Source organism: Acetobacterium sp. KB-1 (genome assembly GCF_003260995.1).
Taxonomy (GTDB): Bacteria; Bacillota; Clostridia; order Eubacteriales; family Eubacteriaceae; genus Acetobacterium; species Acetobacterium carbinolicum.
Genome location: NZ_CP030040.1, coordinates 2852892 through 2872734, shown reverse-complemented (window position 1 = coordinate 2872734; position 19843 = coordinate 2852892). Strand labels below are relative to the sequence as shown.

Sequence of the window (19843 nt, the reverse complement as noted above, 5' to 3'; positions counted from 1 at the left end):
CTCTAAATCATCAGTCTGCCACATCAAATAACTCCAGCTTGGATGGCCCGATAATCGGTTTTGAATCGCCATGGTTCACCATCATCATCGTTAAAAATGCCAGCCCGACAAACAAAGCCCCATAGGGCATTAAGGTATGATATCCCAAATGTTCCAGTAGTGCACCGGAAATAATCGGTGTAATCACCTGAGCTGCCATCGATGCCGTATAATAATAACCGGTATAGCGACCAATGTTGGCTCCCTTGGACATTTCCAACACCATTGGCAGAGAATTGACATTAATCGCCGCCCAGGCAATCCCAGCCAGAGCAAAAGACACAAACAGCAGGGGATTAAATCCCGTGTAGAATGCCGATGTTCCAAAAACCGTGGCCAGCACCACCACACCCACAAGGATCATCTTCTTTCGTCCAATCCGAGAAGAAAGAATCCCAACTGGAATAAAAGAAATGATGGCGGCTATACTGGCCACCATTAAAATCGATGCCGACTGGGATTCCTGCATATTCAACGAAACCATGGCATATTTAGAAAAGGCCGAGGTTACCGCATTATATCCCATAAACCATAAGGCGACCGACAAAAGGATAAAAATCAGACTCTTTCGATATTCTTTGGGAAGTCTTTCATGAGTGACCAGGGTATCGTCATGCTCCGCTTCTTCAACATCAATCCCCAAAGTCGCACTGTTATGACGCATTTTGATAACTTCTGCCGGTTCATTGACGGTCAGTTTAAGAATAATGACACCCACTACCATAACACCGGCCGTTCCCAAAAACAGCGGCCAATAGTTGATGTTAGCTTTGTCTGGTGCCAGCAGTGCGACCATCGCCAAAACCATAATCCCGCCGACGGCACCCATCAGATTAATCACTGCATTGCCCTTGGAGCGAAGCGGTTTTGGTGTCACATCAGGCATCAGGGCCACTGCCGGTGATCGATAAAGGGACATTGATAACAGTGCTAAAGCCAAGGCGACAATAAACAACCCCAGTTTATTGGCCATCACCGCATAGGGAATGATCAGCATGGAGACCACTGCCATTGCCGTACCGCCTAAAATATAGGGCATCCGTCTCCCCATCCTGGTACTGGTATTATCCGAAAGCATCCCAAATAGAGGCAACATAAACAACGCCAAAACATTGTCAAGGGACATAACCACACCAGCCATGGTATCACCAAATTCAAAGGCTTTTAACATAATCATTGGAATCACAAAATCATACAGGCTCCAAAATGCACTAACAGTCATAAAACCCAGGCCTACTAAAACAGTGAGTCGGTAATCCAGCTTCATCAATATGCTCCTTTTTTCTTCATGAAAAAAGTATAGCATCCACGGTATACTTTATCAATGCGCTTAACAAATCTTTAACAAATCTTCATAATTCAGTCCTGCGAATTTTTTGGCTGATAGCCGGGATTATTTTTTTTACATTTAGGACAATAACCATAAAGATCCAGTTTGTGTCCAACAATTTCATAATCGGTTTCGTCTTCAATTTGATGTTCATAGCTTTTAATGGGACAATGCTCAATGGCCAGGATCTTTTTACAACCCAAACAAATCAGATAGTGCCGATGAACCATTTTATTATACTCAAACACCGAACGGTTGTCCCCCGACAAACTTAATTTTGTCACCAGTCCCTTTTCTGCCAAAGCTTCAAGATTTCGATAAACGGTTGACAAATTGATGGACACATCCATTTTCTGTATGTCAAAAAATATATTCTCGGCTGAAACAGGCTGATCATTTTTTATCAGTATCTCCAGAATCGCCACCCGATGTTTTGTCGATTTCATGCCGTTGTTTTTCAGTTCTTCACGGATATCCAACTTTTTCATTTGATTTCCTCATTCCGCTTACTTCGACTTTTCTGAGCGTTCCGATTTATTTTGCGTCTGATTGCCTGACCCAGATACAAACAAAAATAACATCCCACTGACAGAATAACGATCGTCGCACCTGAAGCAATGTTCATCTCATACGAAATCCACATGCCCGATAGGCAAAAGATAATCCCTAATATTATAGCATAAAACATCCGATTTCTGAAATTTGAGCTAAGCATTCCCGCTGATGCCGCCGGGGCGGTCAGCAAGGCAATAACCAGAATAATTCCGACAACCCGAATCAGCACCACCACGGTCATTGCCACCAGAATCAAAAGACCATACTCTAGTATTGTCGTATTAACACCTAAAATAGTAGCAAATTCCTCATCAAACAGATAGGCCTTCCAATGATTAAAAAACACCACCACCACAAAAACGACAATCAGTGTTAAGCCGATCATCAAATAAAGATCAAAGCGTGTAACCGATAGAATACTCCCAAAAAGATAGGAACTCAAATCAGGCGGATAGCCGGGCATCAAGGCAATAAAAAAAATCCCCAGTGCCATACCAACTGACCAGAACAGACCGATGACAACATCCGATTCAGCTCCGCCCTTTTTATTAATATAACCAATTCCCAACGCGGCACAGACTGAAAAAACAAAGGCCCCAATAATCGGCTCAAAACCTAGCAGATAGCCCAAACCAACCCCACCATAGGCCGTATGGGCAATGCCGCCGCTCATCATTACCAGTTTTCGCTCAACAATGATTACTCCGATCAACCCACAAACTATGCTGGCTAAAATCCCGGCAAAAAAAGCATTCTGTAAAAATTGATATTTAGATAATGCATCTAACATCTCAGCAATCCTCCCCGTGATCCTTTAGTACCCGATGAGGAACGCCATGGGCAATGAGATCAACTGCACAGCCGTAAAGATGGTTAACCACATCTTCCGTCAATTCAGGCTCGCCATGATAAACCAATTTTGTATTCAAACATGCTAGTCGCCCCACATAAGAGGATACGGCAAGCAGATCGTGGGTCACCAGAATGATCGTCATTTCTTTGTTGAGTTCCTCTAAAAGACCATATATTTGCTCACGTGATACCGCATCGACACTGGCTGTGGGTTCATCCAAAAGCAGCAGTTTCGGTTTAACTGCCAATGCTCTGGCGATTAACATCTTTTGAAATTCTCCCCCTGAAAGCTGAGAAATCTGCCGGTCTGCCAGATCACTAAGCCCAACCTTTGCCAATAAATTCACGACGATCTCCTTATCTTCTTCCGAGTAATGAAAAAAGGGTTTAAAGCCAGCTTTGATCCGACCGGTTAAAACCACTTCAAATACCGTAATCGGAAATGTCTTATGCATGGCTGCATACTGAGGAACGTACCCCATCAGTATCCGTTTTTTCGCAATCGGCTCTCCATATATCTGGACGGTTCCCTCCGTTGGCGGGTTGATTCCTAAAATTGTTTTTAGCAACGTTGTTTTTCCACCGCCGTTGGGTCCAATGATCCCTAAATACTCACCTTCATAAACATCAAGACAAACACCGGCAATTGCCGGTGTTTGTCCATAGTAGACGGTTAAATTATCCACCTGTACGACTTTATTTTTCACTGCATAACCTCGGCCATCGTTTTTGCCATCGTTTGTAGATTTTCAATATAATTTTCCGCCAGCGGAGCTAGTTGAACCGTTTTTCCACCGAGTTCATCGGCAAAAGCCTGAGACTGACTACTATCAATTTCGGCCTGATAAAAAATAACCTTAATATTATCTTTCTTTGCCAGGTCAATGATCGCTTGAAGCTGCTGAGCGGTTGCTTCCTTGCCTTCTTCTTCCAGGGCAATCATTTCCAGCCCATAATCATCGGCTAAATAACCAAATGCCGGATGATACACAATAATTTTTTTATTTTGAACCGGTGCCAGAGCGGTGGTTATTTCCTGATCTAAAGCCTTAAGTTTGGCAATATAATCTTCGGCATTTTTTTGATAAACCGCTTGATTCTCAGGATCTCGTGCTGACATTTCTTTTGCAATGGTTTCTACCATTACCTCCACCCGCTTTGGTGAAAGCCAGATGTGGGGATCTCTTTCGCCCGAGGAAAATAATCTTTCGGGATAAACAGCCTTTGCTGCTTCCTGTAATGAAACGATCTTAACCTCTCCTGCACTTGGTAAGATGTTTGCTTCCTCCGTTGGTACGCCGATAGTAAAATATACTTCTGCCTGACTGAATTTCTCCATTTCCTGAGGCGTCGGTTCATAATTTTCCGGACTATTTCCCGGCGGTACCAATGCAATAACCTCCGCCAGATCGCCGCAAACGGCTTCCACAAAAGTTTTTTCCGGTACAATGGTCACGGCCACGATTGGCTTTTTATCCTCACCATTACTGATCGCTGAAGTTTCTTTGCCGCTCTTGCAGCCACTTACTAATAATAACAGACAAACGGCCAGAATTAATCCCGATAAAACACGCAATGTTCTCATCTTTTTCATTTTCCTACCACCTTCTTTTGGTTAATATGCAAATGATTTGTATTTGCATATTAATTGTAAGCCTACGCTTCTTTTGTGTCAATGGTATTATACAAAGATTATTAGTCGAATATTGCTGTAAACTATTTAAGCATCTGCTAAATATAACTTGTCATATCACGGTTTTGTTTGTTATAATTTAAGATCTCATTTAAATATTCTTATTTTAAGATATAAGTAGAATAATTGCTAGCTTTAGCATTCATATTTCAGGAGGTCATCATTATGAAAAGAATTTGTGTTTATTCCGGCTCCAATCTCGGTGTTCGTCCGGAGTACAAAGAAATGACAAAAAAATTGGGTCTGGTGCTCGTCAAGAACAACATTGAATTAGTTTACGGCGGATCAAAATTTGGTCTAATGGGCGAAATCGCCAATCATATGTTAGACAATAGTGGCTGTGTCACAGGGGTTATGCCCGGAGGCCTTTTCCCCAACGAAGTGATTAACGACCATTTGACTCGTTTTATTGAAGTAAAAAACATGCATGAACGCAAACAAACCATGGCCGACTTATCTGATGGTTTTATTGCCATTCCCGGAGGGGTGGGGACCTTCGAAGAATTATTTGAAACCTTTAGTTGGGCACAACTGGGGATTCATAAAAAACCGATTGGGATTTTCAATATTTCAAACTTTTTTGATTCCTTTATTGCAATGATGCAAAACATTGTCAATGAAGGTTTTATGAACCCGTCCAACACAAAGCTGGTGCTGGTCTCAACAGACCCCGACGAATTGATCCGTCAAATGATTCACTATACCCCGCCTGTTCTGGGCAACAAGTGGCAGCAATTGGATCCGGCCACGATAAAATAAAATGCAAAAAAAAACATTGCCCTAAATTAAGTGCCCACTAAACGCCATTGGAATCCCAATTCCAATGGCGTTTTCGGTTAAACCTCTTTTTTTCTGTATCTTTGCTAATTTTAACTGAGTGCTGCGTTCATTTTCCTGCGGACGATTTTATAAATTTCCATGACCACTAAGAGTAGCAGGGTAAAGCCAAAAACCACCAACCATTCAAAAATTGAAATCGGTTCTATCTCAAGTGTTTGTTGCATAAAAGGAAGATGCATACTCAGAATATGAATCCCCTGAGCAGCTAAAACGCCCATCACCAATATGTAATTACGGCTAATTGGAACTTTAAATGCTGATGAAAATTCCGACCGACAATTAAAGACATGGACATTTTCCATCAATACCATTGATAGGAGCACGATATTTCGAGCCGCCATATGATCCCACCCCTGGAGAATGATCAGGTAATACCAGAACCCAAAAGCGATGGTTCCCATGGTAACGCCTGAAAGCACTGTTTGACTAATCATCTGGGGATTAAAAATCTTCTCATCGGTTTTTCGGGGTTTCCTTTTCATGGCTCCTGGCTCGCCATCTTCAAAAGCCAGAGCCACACCCTGGATACCGTTAGTAACCAGATTAAGCCAAAGTAGCTGAACCGCAATTAAGGGTAAGGGCATCCCGGTGAAGATCGCCGCTAGAAAAAGAGCAACTTCAGCCGCACCAGTTGAAATGAGCAGATAGATTACTTTGCGCACATTATCATAGGCGAAGCGCCCTTCTTCCACACCGGATACAATCGAAGCAAAATTGTTATCTGTTACAATCATCGAACTGATCTCTTTGGCAACATCCGTACCGGAGCCCATGGCAACCCCAATGTTTGCCCGTCTTAACGCCGGGGCATCGTTAACCCCGTCACCGGTAACGGCCACAAATTCGTTCTGGTTAATCAGAACTTCAACAATTTCCAATTTTTGTTTGGGTGAAACTCTGGCAAAGACATGGGTTGAATTAACCAGACTTTTAAATTCCGCATCAACCAAAGATCCTGCCTGACTTAATTTTTTCCCGGTTACCACTGCCTCATCGGGCTCGACAATCCCCACCTCATTGGCAATGGCCATTGCCGTTTTGGGGTGATCGCCGGTAACCATGATCACCTTTATTCCGGCTTGCTTACATTCGTCCACCGCATCAGCCACTTCTGGTCGTAACGGATCAATAAAGGCAACCAACCCCTGAAAAACCATTTCTGGCAAATCCTCATCTTCATACTGGTCCTTTTTTTCATATCCCGGGTGTTTGCCTCCCGCAACTCCCAATACCCGGTAACCCTGAGCAGCCAGCGCTTCAGCCTGTTTTTCAATCGTTGTCGGGTCGAGAGAAACCGTTTCATCCTGATTTGCCATTTGATCACAAAACTTTAGTATCTTTTCAACGGCACCTTTAACCGCAACAAAGGTTGTGCTTTCTTTCTCATAAAAGGCCGCTGAAAATTGCCGTTCCGATTCATAGGGAATCATCTCCAGCAGCCTGTTTTCAGACTTTACCGCTTCCGGTAATATCCCAAGCTTATAGCCCAGTGCCAAAAATGCCACATCCATGGCATCGCCGTGATGCGTCCAGGCACCACTTTCTTGTGTTAGGGTTCCTTCATTTGCCATGACAAAAGAAACCGCCAACTTTTCTAAACGTATCTGCTGCTGATCCGAGATCTGATTTTTCTGTTCGGTCTCAAGACTTCCTTCACCATTATAGCCCTGGCCTGAGATGTGAAACCCTTGTCCATCTGGCAAAAAAACCTGCCGTGCTGTTTGTTGATTAACCGTCAGTGTACCTGTTTTATCGGTGGCAATCACGGTACAGCTACCCAGACTTTCCACCGCTGGTAGTTTTCTGACAATGACGTTGCGTTTTGCCATTTTGGATGCCGCAATCGAAAGTGCCACTGTTAGTGCTACCGGAAGCCCTTCGGGAATCGCTGAAACCGCCAGGGCCAGCACTACAAAGAAGATGGCCGCAAAATCAAGCCCCTGCAGTCTTAGCAGAACAGCTAAAAAAACACTGATGAGTAAAACCACCACACTAATTTGTTTGGTGAATTTTTCCATCCGCGTGACCAGCGGCGGGCTTGCACTTTCAGACTCACTGAGTTGCTCGGCTATTTGACCAACTTCGGTGTTTGTCCCTGTTTCAACCACAATACCCGTTCCCCGGCCCGATGTAATTACGGCGCCGGCATAAGCCATATTCGTTCGTTCAGCGATGCCCATATTTTCGGACAACCGACCTACTTTTTTACTTGCTTCGATGGATTCGCCGGTTAGAAAACTTTCATCTGACGCGAGATTTTTAGCCTCCAGCAGGCGCAAATCCGCGGGTACCTTGTCTCCCGATGCCAGTAAAACAATATCTCCAGGAACAAGCTCCTCTGAATCAATTTCAACCTCTTTTCCGCCCCGCCTGAGGTTGGCCTTAATCTTAAGCAAATTCTGTAAACTGGCGGCGCTCTTCTCCGCATTGTACTCCTGGTAGGCACCTAAAACACTGTTTAGAATAATGACAATCAGAATAAAAATAGCATCCTTGGCATCGCCTAACGCCAGCGATAAAATTGCCGCCGCAATCAGGATAAAGATCAGCGGATTCTTAATTTGATGAAGCAGAATGGTCCAGATCGACGGCAACTTTTTCATCGGTAACGCATTCTTACCATAAGCGGACTGCCGACTGGCTGCTTCTCCAGGTTCAAGCCCGGCCGGATTACTCTCTAACGCTTTAAAAACAACCTTTTCTTCAAGAGCATGCCAATTTTTTCGGATAAAATTTTCTGTCTGCGACTGTTTTTTCTTTTGTTCTTGCATAAAGTACCCTCCAAATAAGACTATACTTACTTATTGGATACCCCAAATCGTTAAAATACAACATCTTTCTAGTTGAGTGGCTGAGTTTTCCTGCTTATCGTCGGCCGGTTAAATAATAAATAGCCATTTGGGTGCGGTGAGAAAGATTGCCCTTGTCCAGAATCACACTGATATAATTCTTAACAGTGCCTTCACTTAAGAAAAGTTTTTCGGCAATTTCCTTATTCGATAAGCCGTTGGCTACGGCTTCGATAATCCCCAGCTCTCTGACGGTAAACAAACTGCCGTCAAAACCGGTGCTGCATTTTGTTTCCGGTTCGGTAAATTTATCAAGCACCTGACTGTCAAGAAAATGAACCCCATGATAAACGGATTTAATGCTCTGTTTTAATTGTTCCGGAGTATGATTTTTGATCAGGTATCCGTCGGCCCCATTTTTCATCGCCTTTTCCACCAGCTCGCGATCATCAAAGGTGGTCAGAATCAGCACCTTTCCCAAACCTTTTGCAACAATCTCTTTGGTCGCGGCAATGCCGTCCATTTCCGGCATCTGGATGTCCATCAAAAAAACATCCGGTTTTTCTTTCTGGGCAAATTCCAGCGCCTCTCTGCCATTTTTAGCACAGCCAACGACTTGAAATTCGTCATCGACACCCAAGATGATGCCCATGCCGTCTCGTACAAAATCAGAGTCATCAACAATGATTACCTTTATTTTAGTCATGTCTGTCGCCTTTCTTAAGCGGAAGTTAATGGAAAAATCATATTGATCCGAAATCCGTTTTGACCATCAATATCAATCAGACCACTTACTTTCCGGGTGCGGTCTTTCATTCCCTGAATCCCCATTCCTTCGACAATTGTTTCGCAGCTTGTGCCATTATTATAAATACTGCAACGGACGATTTTGTTCATAACCACCAATTCGATGGCCAGTCTGGAGCATTTTGCATATTTAAGGGCATTGGAAACGGCTTCAATGGCATTATCCAGAATCACTTCCCAAATGTGATCGGGGATCTCTTTATCTTCCCCCTCTAGTCGCAAGATCGCCTGAATGCCATATTTTTCCCGACATTCTTCGCACAATCCCTGAAGCTGATGCAGGGCCACCTTTTTGTGCTCCGGTTTTTCCTTCCGCAAGATAAAGCGGATTTCATCCATGCTTTCTCTTAAGGTATCAATGACGGCCTGAATGATCCGACTGCTTTGTTCCGGTTTATTATGAATCAGCACCTTACTGGCTTCCAATTGATAAACGGAACCGTTAATGCTGTGCCCCAGCTTATCATGCAAGGCCTGATAAATTCCGGCCCGTTCGGTAAGGATTTGATTTTTATAATGCAGGCTGTTCTGTTCCAGTTTCTTTTTAAAGTGCAAGTCTTTGTCCGAAATGGAATCCTTTAGTTTAAACTCTTCCTGCTCATAATTTTCCAGCTTATCTTGATACCGCTTGATCAGCACATGATTCTGAAAATAAATAACACTAATAAAGATACTATAAATCATATAAACGGCTAAATCCGGGGGATGAAAAAGGACACCGGCAAAGACCATCAAGCCGACGACGAGGGGCAGTTTAAAATAAACCACCGTATCCAATACCACCACCGGAATTAAATAAAAACCGATGCTACTTTCCCTAAATAAAACGAAGATCCCTATCGCAAAGATTATTTCAGTAAGCAAGCAGCCGATTTTTTCCTTATCCAGCAACTCATAAAGGGTTGATACCACCACAAACAATCCCAGCCAAAACCCCTCCTGGCTGATCACTTGAAATGATTTCTCACCGTCAACAATCACATATGCCAGCATGACCGTCAGACAGCAAAATTTCATCATCGAGAAATAGTTATCCTTCATCTTTTCAAACATCTGTCTGACTTCCCATCCACCTTTACTTTACGAACATTCTATCACATTTTCGATTTTCACTTCAATGCAATTGTTTAATAATCCTTTTTTCCAACCATGATGCCAATCGAGGTGCCGGCCATAAGGATCAGCAGATAGCTGCCGACAATCAGCCCGTACATTGCATAAACCCCGGTTTCGCCAGTCATCAACATTTCTGAAGCGACGATCACCCACCGCTGGGGAATCAGCAGTGAGGCTTTTACCCACCATTGAGCCGCACTGGTGATAGGAAAGTACAAGCCGGCCATGATGTTTGACACAATCCAGATGGCAAAGACGGCGTAGGTCGCATTCATGGTATTCCCTACCAGGGTGCCAATGACCACTGAAAGGGTACTAATGCATAAGCCCAGACCAAAAACCAGAAACAAATAACTGGGAAAGGGGATGCCAAAATCAGTACTCACCAGTAGCGGCGTTGCCATGGCTAAAATAGTTGTCTGGATCCCGACCGTTAATAAGATCATGGCCATTTTTGACAAAACATAATTGAGAATACTGGCTTTTGATAGAAATATCCGGTTATAGACCTGATTGTTTCTTTCTCTAACGATAATATCGGCAATAAAGACTCCACAGAACAGAAAACCCATTGTCAGCACTGCAATTGAATAACCAATGCGGGTGCTTTGGTGGTTCTGCTGACTGGTTAATGTCAGGCTATTTCCGATTTCCACCGCCTCAATTTTTTTATTAAGCTTACTCTCTTTCAGTTCACTAAGCATCGCATCAAGGGCAGTCTTATCATAGCCGGTTGTTTCCGTCGCCTTCATGATAAAATTGAGATAGGTATTGACATTACTGTTTAACAAGGCATTTCGTCCGTCACTTTTAATCTCCAGAAGCGATAGCTTTCCGGTTCCCCCCGCTAACAGATCGGCTTCAAAATCCTTAGGAATATAGACCACCGCACCGATATTGCTCTTTCCGGCGCCATCAATACTTTCCTGTCTTGCCGTCGGCAGATCAACCACTTCCTGATTATAACGAAAAACTCGGAAAAGGCCTGAACCGGCCAGTTCCTGGGCCAGATAGTCTGATGTTTCGGTGTTGCTGTTATCATACAGCTTAACCATCAGTTTGGTATTCTCAATACTGGTAATGCTGTCCGCCCGATCTTCAATCGTTTGAACCATATACGAGGTGTCATCCTTCATTGACACTTCACCACCTAATTGCAACGAAAGCAGACCCGCCGATAAAATCGGCAGCAGCAGCACCAGTGCCAGATAGCCCTTATTTCGAAGCAACAGCTTCAGATTAGTTTTTACCATCGTAACAAAGCCGTTCATTCTATTCCTCCACTTTCCGGTTCATCAGCATACTGCCCAGTATTCCAAAAACTAAAATCAGACCAATCAGATAAATCAGACAGATCCCAACATAATCACTGTATCCTTTGGTGGAAAATTCCACCAGGGTCCGGTTGACATAATAAAGGGGCGATGCCTTCATTAGCGTAATCGAAAAGTCTTCATACATATACGGATCAAAGGAACCGCCAAATAATCCCAGTATCCAGGTCAGTGAAAAGCCCACGACCACACTAACAACCACCTTGTTGAATAACTGATAAAGAAAAACCCCAAAAGCGGCGGCTGCCATGGTAGAAAGCAGGATAATCCCTACTGAAGCCGGTAATGCGCCCCAATGCACCTGAAAGAGTAGCGCCGAAATTGTCCCGGCCACCGCCATGGCCATAAAGGTTACCAGAAAACAGGGCACAAATTTTGCCAGATATAACTGCGTCTTGCTCATCTGCGACACCCGCATCCGCTGCGGTATCGCATTTTTTCGTTCGCTGGCGATCACTGCGGCCAACGGAATAATCCCGCAGAAGCTCCAGAAGACGATGTAAATAATGCCATAATAATCGGTGGAGGTGGGCATTGGCTCGACTGAGAGCACTTCCCGGGACGCCCTTTCGCGATCTGTTTCCAGCAATTTTATATCGACAAGTCCTTTCTTCATCTGGGCGGTTACCAGGGCGGTATTGGCATCCACCTGATAAAAGAAATTGTCGAAAAGACTTTCTGAAACCAATGCCTCGGCTTTCTTCGCACTTGATTGATACACGATATAATCGTCATCCTGGATATCCACAAAAGCAGACACGGTTTCATTTTCAATCAGCTTTTTTATCTCACCTTCCGGATATTCAATTAGGGTTACATCATTCTTGGCACTTGCCTTTTTAAGTTCCGGCAGATAGGTTTGATACGGGCTATTCGCCGTGATCCGGTACCCTACTGTAAAGGGATCAATATCCCGGGCCGCTGCCATCATGTCCTTAAAGGCACTGGACAAAAGGGCAATGACAATGATCGGCATAATGATCATCAACAGCAGAAAGGACTTATTACGAAACATCAGTTTCATGTTATTTTTAATCAGTATCAGTGGCATATCACATCTCTCCCTCAGCATAATCGCGTAGCTTCTTGCCGGTCAAGGTTAGAAAAACCTCTTCCAGGCTCATTGTCGAGTCAGTTTCCGCTGTGACCAGTTCAGTTAGTTCTTTTTTGGTTCCCATGGCAATGATTTTGCCATTATCCATGATCGCAATCCGGGAACAGATTGCTTCGATTTCTTCCATATAGTGGCTGGTATAAATAATGGTGGCCCCCTGTTCATTGGCAACCTTTATCTTTTCTAAAATAAAATTTCGGGATTGGGGATCAATCCCCACCGTGGGTTCATCAAAAATCAACAGCTCCGGATGATGTCCGATGGCACAGGCAATGTTTAGTCGGCGTTTCATGCCGCCGGAAAAATTCTTACAAAAGACATTGCGTTTATCCTTTAATCCCACAAATTCCAAGGAATCATCAATTGCTTTTTTTAGTTCTTTACCCTTTACTCCATAAAGAGAGGTAAACAGCTCGACATTTTCCCAGGCTTTCAGATTGCCATGAATGGCCAGTTCCTGGGGAATGTAGCCGAGCCTTTCTTTAGCCGCCTTCATATCGGTTTGGACATCTTTTCCAAACAGCCTGATTTTACCGGCGGTTGGCTTCACTAACGAACAGATCATATTCATCGTCGTACTTTTACCAGCACCGTTTGGTCCCAGCAAGCCAAAAATCTCCCCCTGCCGAATTTCCAGTGAAACATGATCGACGACAGCCTTACCATCATATTTTTTTGTCAGGCCTTCCAGTTTTACAATTGCATCTCCCATAATTAATATCCTTTCTCTATCACACTTTTTATCTATCTCACGCCATAATCTGCCCGATTCTTTGATCACCACAGATTGTTCATGATTAAGATATCATTTTGGGAACGGCTTACATAGTGCAAAAAGAAATAAAAGGCTATGACTTTCGTCATAACCTAGATCCATTGCTCAGGATGATTCATGGCATCCTGAAATTTTCCAGAAACAAACCCAGTTGCTAGCATTAGCAACTGGGTAATAAACACCCCTTAATGATCTAAGGCCTTAAGAATGGCTTTGAATCGCGGTTCATCTTTAAAGAATGCGCTTTCTTCATCGCTTTCCAGTCCTCTTTTCAGCATCAATTTTGCCATGTCAAAATCCGATCCACGTGGCTCCCTAAACTTAATGTGGGTGTATAAATCCGATTTTCTGAAATCAGAAATGGTTTCAATTTTCGAAACCATTTGTTCTAAGATTTCCAGACTTTTCTCTGTTTCACGCCGTTCAATGGCAAGAAAAAGTTCTGTCGTATTTTCACTATAGGCTCCCAAATCAAACAATTGAACGACTTCTTTACCTAAATCGATATATCTTTTCGTTTTATTAAAGGCTTCTTCCTGGGATAGTAAGCGAATAATTAATTGGATAATGTTCCATAACTCATTGGCATTCTTTAATAACATCCGCTCATAAATTTCATAAGCTTTTTCGTTTTTACCCTGATTTTTAAAAAGCATCGCCTGAATAAGTTGTTTATCATAACCCGCTGGTGGAATACGATCGATCAGTTGCTGCGCTTTTTCAAATTCTTGCTTACTTGTATATTTTGACACCAATGAAGCCGCTGCCATGGACGCAATTTCTTGTTTCTCGCTTGTGGCTATTAATTCATACCAGAGCAAAATTTGCGCCTCATATCCATCCTGATTTTCCACGCCCTGAGTAAGAAAGCAATCTAAAATACTTGTAATCGAAAGAATGAGTCGATCACAAGTAGCATATTCTTTAATGAGATCTGCACCTCTTTCATACGCCTGCTGATAACCCGCATTTTGGGCCAACTCGGCTATTTCATTTGCCAGCAGGTCAATTTCTTTATCCGTTAATTCTTCGTTGAAGGACAATAATGTATCAATGTTAATTTTCAAAACCCGGGCAAGTGGTGATAATAAAGTAATATCTGGATATGATATTCCATTCTCCCACTTGTTTACCGCCGGAGCTGATACGCCCAGACAATTTGCGATCTGTTCCTGAGTAAGATTTGCTTCTTTTCGATACTTTCGTATTACTTTGTTTATTTTCATGTGTTGCTTCTCCCATCAGATAAATGCACTGGACCTTTGTTAACTAGCATAGCAAAAATTCCGGTTCCTCACAAGTGAAGCATTGTCATGATTCTTTTGGTATTATTAACCAACCGTTATGTTCAGCGAAAAGAAGCTGCAAAGGCAGATCTGCATGGAATAGCCAGAGGTTCTCTCACTGCTCTCAAACTTCCCAATAATTTCGTTTCGGGAAATAGTGAAGCTATCCATTTCCGCATTTGATGTAATCAGGGTCGTGTTTCCAATTTGATTCAGAAAATACGATCACCATCGGAAATCTTTAAAACCCGTGTCCTTTTTACTGCGCTGGATCATTTCTATTTACCACCGTTTGACCGCGGGCAATGTGATTTTTCGATTGATAAGTAAGCGCTGGCACCGGGCGGGAATCATAAACGGAATAGTTGGGCGTGGGTTTGACGGATAACTGCGTGAATTCAATGGGAAGCCCTGCCGAATAAAAAGAACTGATTCCATTCTGAAGGTGAAAGTGGAGATGAGGCTCGGAGCTGTTGCCCGAATTTCCACAATAGGCAATGATCTGTCCCCGCTTGACGGTGTCTCCGACTTTAACACCAATACTGCCTGGCTGCAAATGGGCCAAAAGACTGTATTCCGCTTTGGCATGACAAATCAAAAGGTAGTTACCACGGATATCACGGCCAGCACAATCGATCTGGCCGTTTCCGGCAACGCGACTGTCGGGTGAGTCGTTGCCGATTTCAACTACGTTCCCATCAGCAGGAGCTAAAATCGGTTTGCTATAGCAATAATAATTGCTGACGTTTTGATGATCGCCCTGAAAACTTTTACCGTTTTCGTCAAGGATCAGGAAGTCGTAAGCGTAACGTTGAGTCGGAACGCTCCAGGAATGAGAAAACGCTTTCTCAATGCCACCGTTAACCACCATCCAGTCGCCTGAAAACGGTAGGGAATATTTAATCGGGCTGACATAATTGTTAGGATTGGGAAGCCGCGAACGATAACGCAGTGGAATAATCAACATCCCCCCAAATTGTTTAATCGACTGAACAAATACCGGCAGATTATTAAATATTTCAACCAAACCAAACAGCCAGAACAACCAGAAAATATCAAAAATTTTGTCGTCAAAGAAAAGACCCGGCAATCCGAGCAATCCCAAAAATTTTAGTTTACCACACCAGTTAATCCATTGCTTCATCATTTCACCTCGTCACTAAAGATAAACAATTCTTCCACCGTGGTGACAAAAACCCTGGCAATATCCATTGCTAATTTAAGCGACGGATTATAGCGACCACGCTCCAGATTGACAATGGTTTCCCGCCGCACCCCCACCCGGGTTGCCAGCTCATCCTGGGTCAGATTGTACCGGGCCCGATACTCGCGTATTTTTGTAATCAGAGCCATCTTCATATTCCCCGCTGTTCTCTAATTTCAAACACCACTAGGGCAATAGTGAAGCAAGCTACCGAAACAATAAAAGTAGTCGCCAATGCGACACTTGGCGCTATAGAAACCGGTAACACGACGCGCAATGCAAAGACTAAACCAGTTGCAGCAACTCCTGTAAAAAATCCGATACTTGCGGCCTTCCTGACATTCTCCTGAAACAGCTCATCCGGGATTACAAAAAAATAACGAAGATAGTATAAGAAACCAAAGAAGCCCAGCAGACCACTATTATCAACAAATAACCCCAGTATGCCCAACAGTGAAAGTAGTGATAAAAATCCCAGTCGATTCAATTTCATCTTGCCTCCATGTGGTATATTTATAACATCATGTTAGAAATATACCACATCATTAGATTAATGTCAATAAACCTGATCGCATTTAAAACAGCTTTTGCAATCTGTCGTCTGCCCAAATAAAAAAAGGCCACAACTTTCGTCATAACCTGATCCATTGTTCGGGATGATTCATAGCAGTCTGAAATTTTTCCAGGAATAAGCTCACATGATAGCCATCAGCAACGGCATGGTGAACGGTGATCGAAAAGGGCATCATTTTTCGGCCGCTTTTTTCAAAGAATCTACCGGCCTGTAAAACGGGAAAATAATAATCCGCCTTGGCATAAGGTACCGGTGAGTAACTGCTAAACTGTGTCCACGGTAGCATCCCAACCATAAAGCTGTTGGGGGGTGGCAGTTCTGGTTTTGCCAGAATCCCGTGGTTTCCGGAGTATTGTTTCTGATCATTCATGTAGTTTTGATAAAAGCTTTCAAAATCCGGATCAAATTCTGTCCACATGTTCGACATCGTTTTGTCATCCTCGTGAAAACAGGCATAGGAGGGGTGTAAAACCTCATAATACTCCAGCTTATCCGCTGTTTTTGCAACTCGAAATTCCGACTGCGGGGGTGCGGACAAAAACCTGGACTTAGTATAATACCAGGAGGTACCACATGTTTTCCTATCAGGAAAACATTAAAGCTGTCAAATTGCTTATTCAATACGATATGAGTTACGCTACCGTAATCCGTGAGTTGGGCTATCCTTCCAAAAAAGCTCTTTGGAATTGGTACAATGAGTATTCTCAGAATGGAGATCTTCATCAGAATTTTATCAAGCAATCGAAATTTACTGATGAAGAGAAACAAAAGGCCGTTGACTATTATCGTGAGCATGGCAAATGTGTTTCACGGACAGTGAAAAAGCTTGGTTATCCTAGTCGCCCAATGCTGGATAAATGGATAACAGAACTTGCTCCAGACCAAAAAAGGTATTGCCGTTCCGGTGGTGCTGTTGTAAAATATACGCGTGATCAAAAAGAACAGGCTGTCATTTCCCTATGTTCCCGTAGCAAACCTGCTAAAGAAGTTGCTGCTGAGTATGGAACAACAAGAGAAAATCTCTATAACTGGAAACGACTGTTTTTGAAAGAAGGATGCGTTCAGTCAATGAAAAAGCCCATAAAGAAAATCATTCAATCCCAAAATGTTCAATCTCATGAAACTGAGGTGTCAGAGCTTCATGAAAAAAAAGATGAGCTTTCGTCACAGGTTGCGGAACTTCAGAAGGAAGTTCATCGCCTGAAGATTGAGCGCGATATTTATGAAAAAGCTGCTGAACTCATAAAAAAAGACAAGGGCATTAATCTTCAAACGCTTACGAACCGTGAGAAGGCCACAATTATTAATGCCCTGCGAGAATCCCATCAATTAAATATGCTTCTCAACATAATGGTTATGGCTAAAAGTAGCTACTGTTACCAGGTACTCGCTATCAATACCGATAAATATGCTGATTTAAGAACAAAGGTGAAAGGCACCTTCGAAGAATCATCCAGTAGGTATGGTTCCCGCAGAATTCATTCGGTTATAAAATCAGCCGGAGCTACCATATCAGAGAAGGTTATTCGCCGAATAATGAAAGAGGAAGACCTTATTGTTCCGAATATCAAACGCAAGAAATACAGCTCGTATAAAGGCGAAATCACCCCTGCGGTTGAAAATGTCATTAACCGCGATTTCAAGGCTGATAAGCCCAACAATAAATGGCTGACAGATATAACCGAATTTCATATCCCCGCCGGAAAAATATACTTATCTCCAATCATTGATTGCTTTGATGGTCTTCCGGTAAGCTGGACCATCGGTACATCACCAAATGCAGAACTTGTAAATATAATGCTTGATGAAGCTATTTCCCAGCTTAGAGAAGACGAAAAACCCATCGTTCATTCTGATCGTGGTTGTCACTATCGTTGGCCAGGCTGGCTTGAACGTATTGAAAAAGCTGAGCTTACAAGGTCAATGTCAAAGAAAGGCTGCTCGCCAGATAATTCAGCATGTGAAGGATTTTTTGGCAGACTAAAAAACGAGATGTTTTATGGCTGCTCATGGACTGGTGTAACGATAGACCAATTCATTGATCAGCTTGATGCATACATTCAGTGGTACGGTGAAAAGCGGATTAAGCTATCACTCGGGGGAATGAGCCCATTAAACTATAGAAAAAGTCTGGGGTTGGTCGCTTAGTCGGTCCAACAAAACGTCCGCACCCCCCTGCTCGGTTATCAGTTTTGCCGTCAGATAAAGATAGGCAGGAAAAAACTTTTTGCCCGCTGCTTTAATCTTCTGATGGGCCTTAGTGATATCGATCTCTATATTCAGGTTAAATCCGGTGGGCAGCATTTCGGTAAAATAATAAAAGTATTGTCTTCGATCCCAGTTTTCAAAGTCAATGGGATGTAATTGTGTGTTCATTTTTTAGTTTTTCCTTATCCTTCCATATTTCAAACAGTATCGCAACGTCATCACTAAACTCCCGCTCGGTCTGGGTTTCACCTTTTTCGATTTCTTCGAGGACAACAAAGGAAAATGATTTGCCGCCATACTGTTTCCATTCCCTAAGCATCGCGGGTTCAGGGCATGAATCGATTGCAACCGCAAACCCAAGCCGGTTTTTTTGACCCGCCATATCCTTGGTCGATTTTATCCAGATCCGGTCATTGCCATTGCATTTGATGCCATAAATCCCCCCGACAACGGTTCTGTTTTTATAGTTATCTTTTAATTCTTTTTTTGATCGTGTTTCCATCTATCTAATTCCCCTTATGTAACTCTGTTTATTTTGCCTACAATACCCATAGACCATCTCTACTACAATAATAGTACAGTTTACTGCCATACTTCTTCCCCAGCTTTCCACCGCTCATTGCCGGTAGCCGTACCGCCGCCATTTGCTCGGGATACAGTTTGATAAACAAACTTCGATCCGCCGACACATAAGCCACAAAAGAAAGAAAATGGTCTTTACTCATTTCATGGTCAAAGGTAATGTAGTATTCGCCATCGTCATCTTCTACCATAGCACTATGTTTTTCATCGGCCGGTTTGGCCACCAGTGGGGCCAGTTTTCGTCCACAACAGGAAAGCTGTGCATCGCCAGTCGTGCTGATCACATTTCCGCAGTTTGGACAAACATAAAATTTTATTCGTTTCAAATTTCCTGTTTCCATATCATTTAGTTCCAGATCTCCTAAAAGTATTTTTTCAATATTCACCTCAAATAGTTCCGACAGCTCTCCCAGCAGGGATACATCCGGACAACCCATACCACGTTCCCATTTGGAGATGGTTTTATCACTGATGTGCATCTGATCGGCAACCTGCTTTTGGGTCATTTCTTTTTCTTTTCGCAACGCCTTTAGTAGGATGCCTACCTTCGTGCAATCCATAGTCTTACCTCCATATGAACTATAATAGTTGATAACGAAAATTTATTCAATCAACGCTCCGTAGAGTTTCAACAGATTATGCTGTTGCGATCACTAGCTTTGCTCTGAAAAAATTCACGATTATTTCAATGATCGTTTTCGATATAACGAAAACGATCCTACTAAATCGCATTTGTTTTCGTTAT

The 19843-nt window shown here is 42.9% G+C and carries 21 protein-coding genes; 2 read left to right on the top strand and 19 right to left on the bottom strand.

Going from position 1 to position 19843, the window contains the following annotated elements:
- Window positions 1-10: 10 nt before the first annotated feature.
- The 5 genes from DOZ58_RS13370 to DOZ58_RS13350 all read right to left on the bottom strand — a co-directional run bounded on the left by DOZ58_RS13370 (window position 11) and on the right by DOZ58_RS13350 (window position 4370).
- Window positions 11-1306, bottom strand: coding sequence for an MFS transporter (locus tag DOZ58_RS13370; RefSeq protein WP_111888740.1), 1296 nt, complete (start codon window positions 1304-1306; stop codon window positions 11-13).
- Window positions 1307-1398: 92 nt separating this feature from the next.
- Window positions 1399-1857 carry a Fur family transcriptional regulator gene (locus DOZ58_RS13365; protein ID WP_111888739.1) on the bottom strand — a complete coding sequence of 153 codons (459 nt, stop codon included), beginning with the start codon at window positions 1855-1857 and terminating at the stop codon, window positions 1399-1401.
- A complete protein-coding gene (locus tag DOZ58_RS13360; RefSeq protein WP_111888738.1) occupies window positions 1854-2714 on the bottom strand; it encodes a metal ABC transporter permease in 861 nt (286 codons plus the stop codon). The genes DOZ58_RS13365 and DOZ58_RS13360 overlap by 4 nt, the downstream gene beginning before the upstream one ends.
- Before the next feature lies 1 nt (window position 2715).
- Window positions 2716-3483: a metal ABC transporter ATP-binding protein gene (locus DOZ58_RS13355; RefSeq protein WP_111888737.1), complete on the bottom strand. Its 768-nt coding sequence runs from the start codon at window positions 3481-3483 to the stop codon at window positions 2716-2718.
- Window positions 3480-4370, bottom strand: a complete 891-nt coding sequence (locus DOZ58_RS13350; protein ID WP_111888736.1) for a metal ABC transporter solute-binding protein, Zn/Mn family — start codon at window positions 4368-4370, stop codon at window positions 3480-3482. The genes DOZ58_RS13355 and DOZ58_RS13350 overlap by 4 nt, the downstream gene beginning before the upstream one ends.
- Window positions 4371-4634: 264 nt before the next feature.
- Between DOZ58_RS13350 and DOZ58_RS13345 the strand changes: the two genes are divergently transcribed.
- Window positions 4635-5228, top strand: coding sequence for a TIGR00730 family Rossman fold protein (locus tag DOZ58_RS13345; RefSeq protein WP_111888735.1), 594 nt, complete (start codon window positions 4635-4637; stop codon window positions 5226-5228).
- 110 nt (window positions 5229-5338) lie between these two features.
- On the opposite strand, the gene DOZ58_RS13340 is transcribed toward DOZ58_RS13345, so the two are convergent.
- The 11 genes from DOZ58_RS13340 to DOZ58_RS13290 form a co-directional block, all read right to left on the bottom strand.
- On the bottom strand, window positions 5339-8080 hold the full coding sequence (locus DOZ58_RS13340) for an HAD-IC family P-type ATPase (protein WP_111888734.1): 2742 nt from the start codon (window positions 8078-8080) through the stop codon (window positions 5339-5341).
- Window positions 8081-8174: 94 nt separating this feature from the next.
- Entirely contained in the window at window positions 8175-8804 is a 630-nt protein-coding gene (locus DOZ58_RS13335; RefSeq protein ID WP_111888733.1) for a response regulator transcription factor, read from the bottom strand.
- 14 nt (window positions 8805-8818) lie between these two features.
- Window positions 8819-9958: a sensor histidine kinase gene (locus DOZ58_RS13330; RefSeq protein ID WP_111888732.1), complete on the bottom strand. Its 1140-nt coding sequence runs from the start codon at window positions 9956-9958 to the stop codon at window positions 8819-8821.
- 74 nt (window positions 9959-10032) lie between these two features.
- Window positions 10033-11292 (bottom strand): ABC transporter permease, encoded by a 1260-nt coding sequence (locus tag DOZ58_RS13325; protein WP_111888731.1) that lies wholly within the window; start codon window positions 11290-11292, stop codon window positions 10033-10035.
- A gap of 1 nt (window position 11293) precedes the next feature.
- Entirely contained in the window at window positions 11294-12406 is a 1113-nt protein-coding gene (locus DOZ58_RS13320; RefSeq protein WP_162624520.1) for an ABC transporter permease, read from the bottom strand.
- Between the two features lies 1 nt (window position 12407).
- On the bottom strand, window positions 12408-13181 hold the full coding sequence (locus tag DOZ58_RS13315; protein ID WP_111888729.1) for an ABC transporter ATP-binding protein: 774 nt from the start codon (window positions 13179-13181) through the stop codon (window positions 12408-12410).
- Between the two features lie 248 nt (window positions 13182-13429).
- Window positions 13430-14470 carry a helix-turn-helix domain-containing protein gene (locus DOZ58_RS13310; protein WP_111888728.1) on the bottom strand — a complete coding sequence of 347 codons (1041 nt, stop codon included), beginning with the start codon at window positions 14468-14470 and terminating at the stop codon, window positions 13430-13432.
- A gap of 319 nt (window positions 14471-14789) precedes the next feature.
- Window positions 14790-15677 carry a M23 family metallopeptidase gene (locus tag DOZ58_RS13305; RefSeq protein ID WP_242988510.1) on the bottom strand — a complete coding sequence of 296 codons (888 nt, stop codon included), beginning with the start codon at window positions 15675-15677 and terminating at the stop codon, window positions 14790-14792.
- Window positions 15674-15883: a helix-turn-helix transcriptional regulator gene (locus tag DOZ58_RS13300; protein ID WP_111889773.1), complete on the bottom strand. Its 210-nt coding sequence runs from the start codon at window positions 15881-15883 to the stop codon at window positions 15674-15676. Before DOZ58_RS13300 ends, DOZ58_RS13305 begins: the two co-directional genes overlap by 4 nt.
- 2 nt (window positions 15884-15885) lie before the next feature.
- Complete coding sequence (locus tag DOZ58_RS13295; protein WP_111888726.1) at window positions 15886-16227, bottom strand: DUF3796 domain-containing protein; 342 nt, start codon at window positions 16225-16227, stop codon at window positions 15886-15888.
- A gap of 139 nt (window positions 16228-16366) precedes the next feature.
- A complete protein-coding gene (locus DOZ58_RS13290; protein ID WP_111888725.1) occupies window positions 16367-16846 on the bottom strand; it encodes a CatA-like O-acetyltransferase in 480 nt (159 codons plus the stop codon).
- 35 nt (window positions 16847-16881) lie between these two features.
- Between DOZ58_RS13290 and DOZ58_RS13285 the strand changes: the two genes are divergently transcribed.
- Window positions 16882-18456, top strand: a complete 1575-nt coding sequence (locus DOZ58_RS13285) for an IS3 family transposase (protein ID WP_111888724.1) — start codon at window positions 16882-16884, stop codon at window positions 18454-18456.
- Here the strand turns inward: DOZ58_RS13285 and DOZ58_RS13280 are convergent.
- From DOZ58_RS13280 to DOZ58_RS13270, 3 genes are read right to left on the bottom strand one after another with little or no spacing between them, the layout of a single operon-like run.
- Window positions 18421-18684: a CatA-like O-acetyltransferase gene (locus tag DOZ58_RS13280; protein ID WP_111888723.1), complete on the bottom strand. Its 264-nt coding sequence runs from the start codon at window positions 18682-18684 to the stop codon at window positions 18421-18423. The two genes, DOZ58_RS13285 and DOZ58_RS13280, sit on opposite strands and share 36 nt — an antisense overlap.
- Window positions 18659-19018 carry a GIY-YIG nuclease family protein gene (locus tag DOZ58_RS13275; RefSeq protein WP_111888722.1) on the bottom strand — a complete coding sequence of 120 codons (360 nt, stop codon included), beginning with the start codon at window positions 19016-19018 and terminating at the stop codon, window positions 18659-18661. The genes DOZ58_RS13280 and DOZ58_RS13275 overlap by 26 nt, the downstream gene beginning before the upstream one ends.
- A gap of 37 nt (window positions 19019-19055) precedes the next feature.
- Window positions 19056-19658, bottom strand: coding sequence for a helix-turn-helix domain-containing protein (locus DOZ58_RS13270; protein WP_111888721.1), 603 nt, complete (start codon window positions 19656-19658; stop codon window positions 19056-19058).
- Between the last annotated feature and the right edge of the window lie 185 nt (window positions 19659-19843).